This is a genomic window from Pararhizobium sp. LjRoot235 (assembly GCF_964254145.1).
GTDB lineage: Bacteria > Pseudomonadota > Alphaproteobacteria > Rhizobiales > Rhizobiaceae > Pararhizobium.
The window spans coordinates 400,269-412,659 of record NZ_CAXUSP020000002.1 but is presented as its reverse complement, the minus strand read 5'-3'; the positions used below and the strand labels follow the sequence as shown (position 1 = coordinate 412,659).

Genomic DNA, 12,391 nt, shown 5'->3' with positions numbered 1-12,391 from the left:
ATGCGGACGAAAAGAGAATGGCTTTGAGCAAAGCACTTGTTGTAGGCGGAACGGGATTCCTTGGACGTGCGCTTTGCATCCATTTGTCTCAGCGTGGATGGACGGTTTCTTCGTATTCAAGGCGCTTACCGGAAAAGGTTGATCAATATCCCGGAGTTCACTACGTCGCTGCGTGTGAAACGGAAAATGAAGCGCTTGAAGATGAGATTTCGAGAAATGAAGTGGTTTTCAACCTAGCAAACGCTAACATCCCCGCACTTTCTAATAACGAAATAATGGAGGATATAAATAGAACTGTTGGATTGAATATACGTTTAATGCAAATGTGCATCAGGCACAATATACGTAATTACATTTTCGCTTCATCCGGCGGAACCGTATATGGATCCGCGCAATCATTTCCGATATCAGAAGAAAGCCAGACTAATCCCCTGGTTGCTTATGGAATTAATAAATTGGTATGTGAAAAATATATTAGTCTATTTCACCATAATTATGGCCTAAAATACAGTATATTGAGGATAGCAAATCCTTTCGGCCCGGGGCAGTCTCCTTTCACGGGCCAGGGTATAATCGCAAAGTACTTATACGCTTCTATTAGTGGAAACGAGTTCGTTATATTTGGTGACGGATCGTCTACGCGAGATTATATCTATGTGGATGACGTCTCGCGAGCCTTCGAATGCGTAGTGAAATATGAGGGGCCGCATAAAATATTTAACGTTGGTCGTGGACATGGATTCACGATTAACGAATTAATGGATTGTGCCAACAATATATTAGATCGTAGACCTGCAATCAAATATGTCGGTCATCGCACCATTGACGTTGGCAAAAACTATCTGGACATATCGCTGATTGGGCGCGAGTGCGCCTGGGAACCCTTGCATTCGATTGAGGAAGGCCTAGCGAAGACTTTAGAATGGATGCAGCACCGTCACTTTATGACCTTCCCCCCAAACGCTATTCAGGCTTGAGCTATCCAATACCCCCGGTGACCCGATCGGAAGGATGCTACGGGCCGTCTAGCCGACATCGAGGGTGTCGGTCGGTGTGTCAGCGGCACACCGCTTACGGTGGCGTAGTGGCGTAGTGCCGTAGCTGAGTGCTGAATGGTTGGTAAGCATCCAAGCATCCGAGCTGAGGCGCCTTGCGGGAGACGGGGTCTGCGATCATCTGCACGGCCCGGTGCTCGGCGTTTTCCATGGACACGTTCAAGGCCTCGGCGCCGGTGAACCCTTTTCCAGTCAGGCTCTAATTGGTGGATATCGCCGCGCAAAGGTCAGTCATTTACGTTGCCGCTTTACAGGAATTCCAGTAGTGAATGAGTTGCTTTCCGCTAACGCCACGTAACGGTGACATTTATGGTAACCTACCTGTCGCTGGGACTGAATTGCCAGCCCATCATGCATGCGATCGAAAACCGGCTCGTTCCAGATCGCGCGGGAGGGCGGCTTACATCTGTTTTCGATCTGTGTTTGACCACGACTGAGGCTCTCTGCCACTTTATTCAGACCGAGTTCACCGATTTCTTCAACGATATCTCGTTGATCAGTAACCCCAAGGGAGACTTTAACTCGCCCACTGGAGAATTACTCTACAGCTTTGTCGGAGACGCTTCCTACGGAGATCTGATTGTAAATACTAAACACGGGATGATATTTAATCATGAATCTCCCGGGCATCCATTCTTGGCGACGACCGAAAGTTGGGGGTCTCAGATAAGATTTTGTCAGAACGATTTTCATGAGTTTCGCGAGCGATATGCCCGGCGGATAGAAGCTTTTCTTTCAACAATAAAACACAGCATCGCAAATAACAGAGAAATTGTATTCCTGATGAGAGTAAATCCGGATGACGGGAGAGTGGTTGCGAACGCAATTAAGGCCAAATTCCCCGAATTGAAATTCAAAATCAAAGTTTCGGAATTTCTCGATATCGACCGGATAGTTAATTCAGACATGCAGAACTTCTTCTACGGTTCATCCCGTCCAGCGGTTTCGGAGCAGAGATTTTTGGCGGATGATTTGGTTTTTCATGGGTGGGCCTAAAGGCGAACATCTCGACTAAGCTAAGAGCCTGACTCGAAAAGGTTTCAACAATATCCGTACCTTGCCAAGCGTCGTGTCAGGACCCGGATGTGGGCGATAGTGATCCAGGCCTCCGCTGATGCGACGGACTTTTCCCAATCCTTGGCCAATCGTCGGCATCTGCCAAGCCATGCGAAGGTGCGCTCCACGACCCAGCGACGCGGCAGAACCTCGAAGCCCTTGGCCTTGTCGGTCCGCTTGACGATCTGGAGAGTGAACGCATCGACCTTTTGCAGTGCGCCCTTCAGCTTCGGTCCGGCATAACCTCCGTCGGCGAAGATATGTCTCAGCCACGGCCAGCGCTTGAGAATGGTTTTGAGGACGGCAGGTGCGCCGTCGCGATCCTGAATATCGGCGCTGTGAACCATGAGGCCGACCATCAGTCCGAGCGTGTCGACGACGATATGACGCTTGCGTCCCTTGATCTTCTTGCCCGCGTCATAGCCCGAAATTCCGCCGCTTTCCGTGGTTTTCACGCTTTGACTGTCGATCACGCCCGCAGACGGCGAGGCTTCCCGGCCTTCCAATTCACGCGCCTCCATCACAAGATGATGGTTGATCCGACCCCATAAGCCTGTCGCTCGCCATTCGTAGAAATAGGCCTGCACAGTTGTAAAAGGCGGAAAATCCCTGGGCATCATCCGCCACTGGCACCCCGTCGTGGCGATGTAAAGCAACGCATTCACGACCTCGCGAAGATCGGTGCTGCGCGGCCTGCCCAGCCGCCTCGGCCCAGGCAGGCAAGGCGAGATCAATCCCCATTCCCGATCCGTCAGATCGCTTGCATACCGCATTGCGCGTCGGGCATATTGCCGACGGGTGAAATCAGTCCAGCCCATTGTGGTCTCCGTTCGTCCTAAGCAAACAGACAGAATCACAACTGGCTGATTTCACTCAACTCCTTTTCGGTCAGGCTCTAAACCCTCAAAACTTTCCGTTTAGACAGTAACGATCTTGGTGCATGAGCCAGAAGCGTGGTCGGGGTCCCTCTGTCCGCATCTATAACGCCTATCCCTAGCCGAATAGGGGCTTTTTTTCTCGTGCGTTCAACGACAGCTACGCAGATCACGCGAGAGCCGGGCCTCTGGGTCGCGGTGATTACTCCATCACGAGTGCCGTGGCGGCGGCGAAAAACGTGGACCCGAGCAAGATCACGGCGCCGATAGCGATACTCTGCATCATGTTCATGCGCCTGATGCGCTTCCCATTCGTAACCGACCCCCGTCCCAATCGTAATTATAACGCCTTCATTCCGCTATCGGGGGCATCAGCCACCAGCATCTGCCCATAAAGCCTGCGGATTCCGGGAATTAACCGGACGGGATTCCGATCAAAAGCCGGACAGCGTTCCGACGTGAAGCCGGACAGCATTCCAATCAATTGCTGGACGGTTTTTCCGTCCTGAAGATGCCTTTGGGTCAGCAACCTTGGCATCAAGCTCCTCGGTATTCACGAGCGGAATTTCATGCCGTCAAAGGAAGGCTGACCATGCGACACATATTACTGATGCTCCGGCTCTCGGCCGGCGGGACAAGCGTGCGCGAGATTGCGGCAATGCTCGGGATCGCCCGAAGCACGGTGCAAGATTGCATCCTGTCCTGATAATGGCGCGTTGGAAGTGACCAGGCGAGCTGGGCGGGCACCACGGCCGCCACAACCCTTGGCAACTGTTCGGTCAGATGGAATATCCCACAGGCCGCGATTGAGACTGTCGCTATAGCACTTTGTGATCAAGCCCTGTCGGCCCCAGGCATTGACCGTGGTCTCAGCAATGCCACAGCGAGCAGCTACTTCCTCGGTGCTGAGCATGCCTCGCTCGCGCAGGCGCTGATGACGACTGGCCAGATTGTAGGCTGTGCGGATAAAAGCGATCTTCTTCAAATTGAAGGGCTTCTTCTCCCAGGTCAGGAGGCCGCGTTGGTTGAAGATATCAGCGATCTCACGATCACAATGAGTATTGAGCAAGGCATCGACCTCTTTAACAAGCTCAGGCTTAAATTTGCGAATCTGGGCGATCGGCAGAGGCCGCGTCCGGGTAGCTCCTCCGGAGAGGCGGACATTGGCAGTAATCTTGTCGGACCTGACGAGCGTCACGTCGGCAACGAGGATGCGGACGATACGCTTGCGCTCGCGCATATCGACACACGGGTCGTTCCAGATCCGCGGGAATTGCGTTGCCAGCTCCAGCACGTGGCGACGCTTCTCGGCGTTGAGTGCTGTCATCTCATCGACCCTTCGTACCTCGTAATCTTCAACGGCGTCAGAGTGATCTGACATACGTCGCGCGACCGTCGAAAATTGCATGGACTTGCCGGCCCCGCGCCGATTGCGCTGCCTACGTGAAGCCGGCACGGAGCAGGTCGCCACTGCGGATCTCCGATCCGAATCCCCCAAATACCGCCGAAGCGCGATCGGCTCGTGTCGACAGCCATTCCTTTCAATTGTGAGTGGCGCGGTTTGCTCGCTAACTGCGCCAGAGCGACCATTTAGTCTAGATGGGGCGAATCCGATTGAGATGATCTTCGCAAATTTTCTCCACAGCCTCGATCAGCAATTCTGTGCGCTCGCTCAACCACTGTAGGGCCTCCCCCGAAATCTGAAAGTGTGGGGAGTATCGAGCCTTGACGTAGGCCTCGTTCAAGACATTGAACCAAGACGTGTACCGTTGCTGGCTATCCGGCCAAATTCCGACAAGTTCTCCAGCTCGCTCCTCGGCAAGCCCGCGAAGGAACCGCAGATTGTGTGAGGAAGGACTGTAGTTGGTCAAAACCAAGAGAAGCGCAGCGTAGGCTTGCTCGATGGACTGGTGAAGCAGGAATGCCGCTTCCTTGCCATCGCCTTCAGATTGATAAAATCTTGCCCCTTTCAGGAATTTGTGCGCATGCGGCAATCGATCCTCAAAATACCCTGACGCCATCTGCCACGCCTCTTCGGGGCTGATCTGCCCCGGCAGCGCCAGAGGCTCATCGTCAAGTTCGTAGAGCGCCAGACCGTCCCGGCGGATGTCGACGAAGAAATAGCGCCCCCGCCGCAGCTCGGCATTCACCTCTCTGAGAGAATGCACGATGAGACTAACCGGTGTACTCACCTCGGGATGCCGCATCAATCGCTCATCCGCCTTGCTCCAACACATGGAAAAATCCGCGAGCTTACGATTGTTGACGATGACAAGAATGTCGAAATCGGAGCGGTAGCCCTTCTTCGTGTGAGGCTCATCGACGAAGGTGCCGCGGGCATAGGAGCCGAAGAGGATGATTTTCAGGATCCGGCCACGCTTCTTGAACTCTGCCGAGGTCCCTTTCAGCGCATCCTCGAACTCCTCCAGGATGATCTCGACGACGCGGCGGAGCTCGTGCTGCTTGACTGGCGGCAGGTGATCGAGGCTCGTCTTCATCGGCAATAAAAACCCCTTCGGCTCTGATTCGAACCACTATGCCGGTTTACGGCACAAGGGACAGTGCCGGAAGCCGGTCCGCGTTTCAACGAAGGGCTTGCAAAGATGTTTTCACACAAGCTTTCGAGAAGCGCGGTTGCTAGCGCATCACGGACGACAAGCTGCAGCATCGCCGATGTCGTCGGCGCCAGCCCGTGCGTTCAGGCTTCCTGCACTTCGGCAGGATGATGGCGACGCTGGAATTGCGCGCCAGGCAGGCTTTCCGAATTGGATGTCAAGGAAAATGACCAGCACGTTGAAGCGCTTGGCATAGGCCAGCATGTTTCCAAGCTCGACGGTCTCGCCCGACCAGAAAAGGAGAATGAGCAAGGCCTTCCGACACGATCATGCCGAAATCACCGTGGCTCGCCTCCGACGGGACGAATCCGATCGAGATGACTTCTGCAAATTTTCTCCACAGCCGCTATCAAAGCATCTGTTCGCTCGCTCAGCCACTGCAGGGCCTCCCCCGAAATCTCAAAGTGCGGCGAGTATCGAGCTTTGACGTAGGCCTCGTTCAAAACATTGAACCAAGAAACATATCGCTGCTGGCTACGCGGCCAAACATCGACAAGATCGCGGTGCTGTTCCTCTGCAAGGCTGCGCAAAAATCGCAGATTGTGGGAGGCCGGACTGTAGTTGGTCAGCACGAGAAGCAGCGTCGAATAGGCTTGTTCAATCGCTTGGTGAAGCAGGAATGCCGCTTCCTTCAAGTCACCCTGCTCTACGCAAAATCGGGCTGTCTTCAGGAATACTCTCGCATGCGGCAATCGATCCGCGAAATACCCTGAAGCCATCTGCCACGCCTCGTCGGGGCTGATCTGCCCGGGCAGTGCCAGCGGCTCGTGGTCAAGTTCGTAAAGCGCCAGACCATCGCGGCGAATGTCGACGAAGAAGTAGCGCCCGCGCCGCAGTTCGGCATTCACCTCCCTCAGCGAATGCACGATCAGACTGACCGGTGTACTCACCTCGGGAGCCCGCATCAATCGTTCATCCGCCTTATGCCAAAAAGTGGAGAAATCCGTGAGCTTGCGATTGTTGACGATGACAAGAATGTCGAAATCGGAGCGGTAGCCCTTCTTTGTGTGTGGCTCATCGACGAAGGTGCCGCGGGCGTAGCTGCCGAATAGGATGATTTTCAGGATCCGGCCACGCTTCTTGAAATCTGCCGAGGCCCCTTTCAGCGCATCCTCGAACTCCTCAAGGATGATCTCGACGACGCGGCGGAGCTCGTGCTGCTTGACTGGCGGCAGGTGATCGAGGCTCGTCTTCATCGGCAATAAATAACCCCTTCGGCTCTGATTCGAACCAACTATGCCGGTTTACGGCATAAGGGACAGTGCCGGAAGCTGGCCCGCGTTTCAACGAAGGGTTTGCAAAGATGTTTTCACGCAAGCTTTGCAAACAAAGCCGAGCCGTACGCATCCGACTTGCGACACCGCACGGCCCGCGTTTGCCGCGCGGATCCGTTATTGCATTGCGAGCGACAGATTGGACCCAGGAACCGGGCTGTGAACGCGACCGGACAAGACGAGCGCGTCAGAAAATCGAGCATCGCGGCGGCAGAGCCAGGGCTCGTGAATTCGCGCAGGCAACGTCGGTTCCAAGGCAACCCCAAGAGGTTTATCGCAACGCCGACGGCTCAGCGAAATCGGGATCGACCGCGCACGAAGTTGGTCTTCCGTGTGGCCCGGACCCATCTCGCTTTTCAGGTACCCAATACTCTTGTACGCCCCGACCAGGCAAGCAAGATGACAGCCAGCGCAGTCACCGTCTCGTGTCGCCCCTGCTCTGCCGGTTCCAAGCCATCCGGGTGCCGCCATGCCTGTTGCGCCGTTCACGACGACTTCGGAAGTATTTGCGCTTGCCGTCGCGGCAACGGCCCTCTACGATTATGCCGCGACGAAACATTCGCCAGGGACGGCACGAGCGTCAAACGATGCGACGATATGGGTGCGGCAACGTCCGGCGATCTACTAAAATCACTTCCTGCGCCGGATGCGGGGAGACTGTTATGTCGCGCAATCCATCCCGGTCGAAGAGACCGCAGCCAACAAACCGTGAGATCGTCAACGAAGGCAGTCAGGCCGATGCCGATGAAGTCATCATCGACCACGCCCATGCGCTCTACGGCGGTGAAGCAGCAACCGCCATCGCCTTCTGTGGGCTGGATGCCTGGTTCGACGGCGAGGAGGCGGAATTCCGACGCCTGGCCGGATTGTTTCGGCGGCTCAGGAACTAGACGACTTAGAAGCCTTAATCCCGGATGGCATCTGAAGGGCATAGCCGCGTCCGCGCACCGTGCGGATAAGTTCCGGGCCGAGTGCATCTAGAGCCCGGCGGATGTGGCCGATATGGATGTCGACGGTTCGCGGCTCGACTTCGGCATGCTCCGGCCAGCAATTCTCTATAAGATCATTGCGGTGGCAAACGACCGTGGGCGCCTGGAGCAGGCGACGCAACAGCCGAAACTGCAACGCCGTCAATGCGACATCGTTTCCGCCCCGCTGCACTTTCACCGTCGAAAGGTTCATTTCAAGGTCGGCAAACCGAAGCACCGTTCCGGCAGAGCCTGGATGGCCGGCGGCAAGGCGCAGATTGCGCAGACGCCGCAGGAACTGCAGCAGAGCGACCGGATTGAAGGGACGTTCGAGGCGCAATTCACAGCTGGGTGGGGCGACAGTCAGCCCTGCCTGATTGCGTAAAAGCAGGATCACGGCGACAGGCGGGGCAACAGACCTCACCGCTGCCAAAAGGGCTCCCCTGTTAATCGACCCTTCCGACCAATCGATCACGGCGGCCGCGACCGCCTCGCGCCGGCAATGGCGCACCACTTCGGAAGGCTCCGTCACAAGGAGAGCATCAAAACCTTCGTTCACCAGCACATGGCGAAGCAAGAGGAAGAGCTGCACGTCCTCCACGCAGACGAGGATCTTTGGCATGGCCTGGCTCCGGTTGTCAGAGGGGAGAGAACTCCCCTCCATTCACATCGATGATTGCTCCATTGATGAAGCCAGCATCGCTTGAGACGAGAAACCCGATCGTGCTGGCGACGTCCGCCGGCTCGCCGAGCCGTCCGACCGGAATGCGTGCCAGCGCTGCACGGTTGACCGCGCTGTCGGGGGCGCCCGCCATGTCGGTTGCGATGCGGCCCGGTGCGATGATATTGACGGTCACGCCCGTTCCGGCGCAGGCAGCCAGCAACGAACGCGACAGACCCGACAACGCGGCCTTGGAGACGACATAGGCGGTTCCGGCTACCTTGGGGATCGCCCGCCCCGCAATCGATCCGATCAGGATGATGCGCCCGAACCCCTGCTGTGCCATGGCCGGCACGACGGCTTGGCAGCACAGCATCGCTCCGGTTAGGTTGACGGAAAGAACGGTATTCCATTCATCGAGGCTGGCTTGCGCAAAGGGCGTTGCTCCATCCGGGCTCTTTGGCGAGATGCCGGCGTTGCAGATCAGTGTGTCGGGAACACGCCAGCGGTCCTCGACATCAGAAAAAAAGCCGGCAACCTGTTGCGGCGACATCAGATCGACGCATCGTGCGAGGAAGCGCCCGCCATCGAACTGGCGGCTGAGCCTGGCGACGGCCTGATCCACATGGGCGGCACTTTGCCCGAAAAAACCAACCTTGAAGCCGGAATGAAGAAGATGGGTGACGGCGGCAAGTCCAATGCCGGAGCTGCCGCCGGTCACCACTGCAACGCGTTGCGAGAAGTCGATCATCACGCCGCCTGATCCATCCCCGCAAAAAGCGAGAGCGGCGGATGGGCGTCCGGATCCGTCATCACCTCGATCAGGAATGGTCCATCCGCCTCGATACCCTTTCTGATCAGGTCCGCCAGATCGGCCGGATCATCGACGCGCGCGGACCGGCAACCGCACGCAGCAGCAATCTGGGCATGATCGACAGGCGCGAAATGGCACGCCGAGGTATAACGGCCGAACTTGACGGTTTCGGCGTCTCGCTGGAAGCCAAGAATACCGTTGTTCAACACGATCGTGGTGACGGGGATGTTGAGGCGCACCATGGTTTCAAGCTCCGCCCAGCTATGGGCAAAGCCGCCGTCACCGACCACGGCCACGACTGGGGTCTGCGGCTGCGCAAGCTTTGCGCCAATCGCCAGCGGAAGCCCCCATCCCAGCCCGGCAAGCCCGCGCGGGGTGATGAACCGCGTGCCCTCGCCTGTGCCGCGCAATTGCCCTGTGACCCACATGGACGAGTAGCTCGCATCGGCGACAACAGTCAGATCGTCGTCAAGCCAGGGCTGAAGTTCGCGCATGACCCTTTCCGGCCGGATCGGCGACTGGTTCGACCGGGCAACCGGCTGACGCGCTTCCTCGAAATCCGCCCAGCAGCGGGCGATCCGATCCTCAAGCTCCTGGCGGGCAGCGTGCCGGAGATCCAGGTTCCGCTCTGCGAGGGCCGCATTCAGCGCTTTCAGACTTTCCCGCGCGTCGCCAGCCAACCGGAGCGCCTCGAAGTTGCGTCCGATCTCCATCGGGTCGACATCGATATGGATCACACGAGCCGTTTTCGGGATCTGGCCCCAGCTGTCCGTTCCGTTCTGATTGGTGCGCGTGCCGATCAGGATGATCAGGTCCGCCTCCTCCAGGAATTGCCGCGTCTGGGCACCAAGAGACCGGGGGCCCGTCAGTGAGCCAAGGACGCCAAGCGAAAGAGGATGATGCTCATTGACCGCGCCCTTGCCCATATTGGTCGTGCAAACCGGCAAGCTCGCCAGTTCTTGCAGGTGCGCGAGCTGCGTCCAGGCGTTTGCGCCATGCACGCCGCCGCCGGCGAGAACGACCGGCATTTTTGCAGCCGCGATCCATCCGGCTGCCTGTCCGATCGCCTCGTCGGCTGGTCGCCCGCGATCGAGCGGATAGCGCCCGAGGCTGGCGCGGCGCACCGTTGCCGCAGGCTTGACCGTCGAGCGAAGCAAGTCGGCCGGCAGCAGTATCGCTACTGGGCCGGGCCGACCCGATGTCGCCGCGGTAAAGGCCGCGTCGATATAGTCGTCGATGCGCTCTTCGGCCTGGACGCGGCGCACCCATTTCGTGCAGGACTGGAAGAGCGCGATATGATCGAGCTCCTGGAAGGCATTTCTGTCGGTCTGGTCCCGTTCAACTTCCTGAACGAGCGCCACAACGGGGATGCTTGCCTTCATGGCTTCGGCCAGCGGCGGCACCAGAAGGGTTGCGGCCGGTCCGTTCTGCGCGGCAACGACGCCGACCTTTCCGGATATCCGGGCATATCCGTCGGCCATCGCGCCCCCCATGTTTTCCTGTCGGTAGGAAATCTGACGGATGCCACGTGCTTCCGCGGCAAGGACGACCGCCGACGGCAAGCTTTGGGCGAACAGAAATTCGACCTCGTGACGCAGAAGGGCGTTTGCGACACGATCGGCCACAGTCTCCTCGATGGACATGGTATTCACTGCTGCGCCTCCTCTTTGCCACCGTCAGAGGTTGTCAGAAACATTTCGAAAGCGGACGACACGCTATCGATGTCACCGTCGGTCATAGGCGTCGAAAGGCAAGCTGCCGCATCGGCCGGAAGCAAGATACCGTTTTCCCGGAAGAAGCGGCTGAGACTGCGCATCCGCGCTGCCTCCGCCGGCGTCATCCTGGCATCGGCATAGGTGTTGGGAACCTTGCGCTTTGGATGGATGCGAAAGAGCGATGCCGCTCCCGCGATCGAAAACGAAGCGTCATGCTTTACCGCAAGTTCAGATAACTGTTTACGCAGCCTGTCGCCAAGCCGTTCCAGCCGCCCGAAATCCTCCGACGTCATGGCTTCCATTGCGACACGTCCGGCAACCATCGAGACCGGATTGGCAGAAAATGTTCCAGCCTGCGGCACAAGCGGCGCCTTTCCGTCCGAACCAAAGACCGACATGACGTCGCGGCGTCCGCCGACGGCGCCGATCGGGAACCCTCCGCCAATGATCTTGCCAGCCGTCACGAGGTCTGGCGCAAGCCGGTAGCGAAACGAGGCTCCGTTATAGTCTTGCCTGAGATTGAGCACCTCGTCGGCGATGATGAGGATGCCATGTTCCTGCGCAAGCGCGCTGACGCGCTCGATGAACTGAGGAAGGGGCTTGAGGAACCCTGCCCGGCTCGGCATCGGATCGATGAGGATTGCCGCCAGGCTCTTGGCATGAGGTATCAGGCTCTCTTCCAGCCCGTCGACATCGTTGAAATCGAGGACGACGACAGTGTCGGCCGTCGTGCCGGGAGCTCCGGTGTAGGCCGATCTTGCCGTGCGGCGACCGGTCCTTGCGCTGTCAAAGGAACCGTACTGCCCGGTTTCGGCCCAGTCATAGGCGCCGTGATAGGCACCCTCGAAGCGGGCAATCGCCGGGCGGCCCGTGAAGGCGCGGGCCGCCTTGATCGAGAACATCACGGCCTCCGTACCCGAATTGACGAACCGAACCTGCTCGATTGCCGGAATGCGCGATACCAAAAGCTCTGCGAGCGCGATCTCGTGATCGGTCGGGTTTGAGAAGCACGTTCCCCGTCGCAGCAGATCGGTGACGGCGTCAACCACCGGCGCAAAGCCGTGCCCATGGAGGAGCGTGGTGAAATTGTTGTTGAGATCGAGCAGGCGGTTGTCGTCGACGTCGACGACATAGGCTCCCTCACCCCTTAAGAGATAAGTCGGATACGGATCGAGATCGACCGTGGACCGGGTGACGCCGCTCGGGAATACCCCGCGGCCGCGATGATAAAGATCGGCCGAGCGCGGTCGAACATGCTCGGCTGCACCGGCAGCTGTTGCTGTAGACATCTGGGTTGTTGCCTTCTGTTGCAAGGGAAAATCAGAAGCTTTGCGCAAGCTTTATTTTTGTTGCAACAA

General features: G+C 57.7%; 12 protein-coding genes and 1 pseudogene. 5 read left to right on the top strand and 8 right to left on the bottom strand.

Annotated elements, in window-relative coordinates:
• Window positions 1-17: 17 nt before the first annotated feature.
• Both ACSQ2Z_RS22640 and ACSQ2Z_RS22635 read left to right on the top strand, forming a co-directional pair.
• A complete protein-coding gene (locus ACSQ2Z_RS22640; RefSeq protein ID WP_436083481.1) occupies window positions 18-977 on the top strand; it encodes an NAD-dependent epimerase/dehydratase family protein in 960 nt (319 codons plus the stop codon).
• 387 nt (window positions 978-1,364) lie between these two features.
• Window positions 1,365-2,051 carry a DUF1796 family putative cysteine peptidase gene (locus tag ACSQ2Z_RS22635; protein WP_436083480.1) on the top strand — a complete coding sequence of 229 codons (687 nt, stop codon included), beginning with the start codon at window positions 1,365-1,367 and terminating at the stop codon, window positions 2,049-2,051.
• Between the two features lie 44 nt (window positions 2,052-2,095).
• Here ACSQ2Z_RS22635 and ACSQ2Z_RS22630 read toward each other — a convergent pair whose 3' ends face one another.
• Complete coding sequence (locus ACSQ2Z_RS22630) at window positions 2,096-2,929, bottom strand: IS5 family transposase (RefSeq protein WP_436083479.1); 834 nt, start codon at window positions 2,927-2,929, stop codon at window positions 2,096-2,098.
• Between the two features lie 568 nt (window positions 2,930-3,497).
• Here ACSQ2Z_RS22630 and ACSQ2Z_RS22625 point away from each other — a divergent pair.
• Together ACSQ2Z_RS22625 and ACSQ2Z_RS22620 are read left to right on the top strand one after the other, a co-directional pair.
• Complete coding sequence (locus tag ACSQ2Z_RS22625; protein ID WP_436084134.1) at window positions 3,498-3,692, top strand: helix-turn-helix domain-containing protein; 195 nt, start codon at window positions 3,498-3,500, stop codon at window positions 3,690-3,692.
• 228 nt (window positions 3,693-3,920) lie between these two features.
• Window positions 3,921-4,364, top strand: coding sequence for a hypothetical protein (locus ACSQ2Z_RS22620; RefSeq protein WP_436083478.1), 444 nt, complete (start codon window positions 3,921-3,923; stop codon window positions 4,362-4,364).
• A 217-nt stretch (window positions 4,365-4,581) separates the two neighbouring features.
• On the opposite strand, the gene ACSQ2Z_RS22615 is transcribed toward ACSQ2Z_RS22620, so the two are convergent.
• The 3 genes and pseudogenes from ACSQ2Z_RS22615 to ACSQ2Z_RS22605 all read right to left on the bottom strand — a co-directional run bounded on the left by ACSQ2Z_RS22615 (window position 4,582) and on the right by ACSQ2Z_RS22605 (window position 6,797).
• Window positions 4,582-5,484 carry a nucleotidyltransferase and HEPN domain-containing protein gene (locus tag ACSQ2Z_RS22615; RefSeq protein WP_436083477.1) on the bottom strand — a complete coding sequence of 301 codons (903 nt, stop codon included), beginning with the start codon at window positions 5,482-5,484 and terminating at the stop codon, window positions 4,582-4,584.
• Between the two features lie 122 nt (window positions 5,485-5,606).
• Window positions 5,607-5,902: pseudogene (locus ACSQ2Z_RS22610) on the bottom strand (SIS domain-containing protein); the annotation flags it as partial.
• Entirely contained in the window at window positions 5,880-6,797 is a 918-nt protein-coding gene (locus ACSQ2Z_RS22605; protein WP_436083476.1) for a nucleotidyltransferase and HEPN domain-containing protein, read from the bottom strand. The gene ACSQ2Z_RS22605 and the pseudogene ACSQ2Z_RS22610, both read right to left, overlap by 23 nt.
• A gap of 740 nt (window positions 6,798-7,537) precedes the next feature.
• Here ACSQ2Z_RS22605 and ACSQ2Z_RS22600 point away from each other — a divergent pair.
• Entirely contained in the window at window positions 7,538-7,765 is a 228-nt protein-coding gene (locus ACSQ2Z_RS22600; RefSeq protein ID WP_436083475.1) for a hypothetical protein, read from the top strand.
• Here ACSQ2Z_RS22600 and ACSQ2Z_RS22595 read toward each other — a convergent pair.
• The 4 genes from ACSQ2Z_RS22595 to ACSQ2Z_RS22580 are packed head-to-tail and all read right to left on the bottom strand — an operon-like array spanning window position 7,755 to window position 12,322.
• Entirely contained in the window at window positions 7,755-8,465 is a 711-nt protein-coding gene (locus ACSQ2Z_RS22595; RefSeq protein WP_436083474.1) for a winged helix-turn-helix transcriptional regulator, read from the bottom strand. The genes ACSQ2Z_RS22600 and ACSQ2Z_RS22595 overlap by 11 nt on opposite strands.
• A gap of 16 nt (window positions 8,466-8,481) precedes the next feature.
• Window positions 8,482-9,255, bottom strand: a complete 774-nt coding sequence (gene fabG, locus ACSQ2Z_RS22590; RefSeq protein WP_436083473.1) for a 3-oxoacyl-ACP reductase FabG — start codon at window positions 9,253-9,255, stop codon at window positions 8,482-8,484.
• On the bottom strand, window positions 9,255-10,961 hold the full coding sequence (locus tag ACSQ2Z_RS22585) for an acetolactate synthase catalytic subunit (RefSeq protein WP_436084133.1): 1,707 nt from the start codon (window positions 10,959-10,961) through the stop codon (window positions 9,255-9,257). Before ACSQ2Z_RS22585 ends, fabG begins: the two co-directional genes overlap by 1 nt.
• A gap of 5 nt (window positions 10,962-10,966) precedes the next feature.
• Window positions 10,967-12,322: an aspartate aminotransferase family protein gene (locus ACSQ2Z_RS22580; protein WP_436083472.1), complete on the bottom strand. Its 1,356-nt coding sequence runs from the start codon at window positions 12,320-12,322 to the stop codon at window positions 10,967-10,969.
• Between the last annotated feature and the right edge of the window lie 69 nt (window positions 12,323-12,391).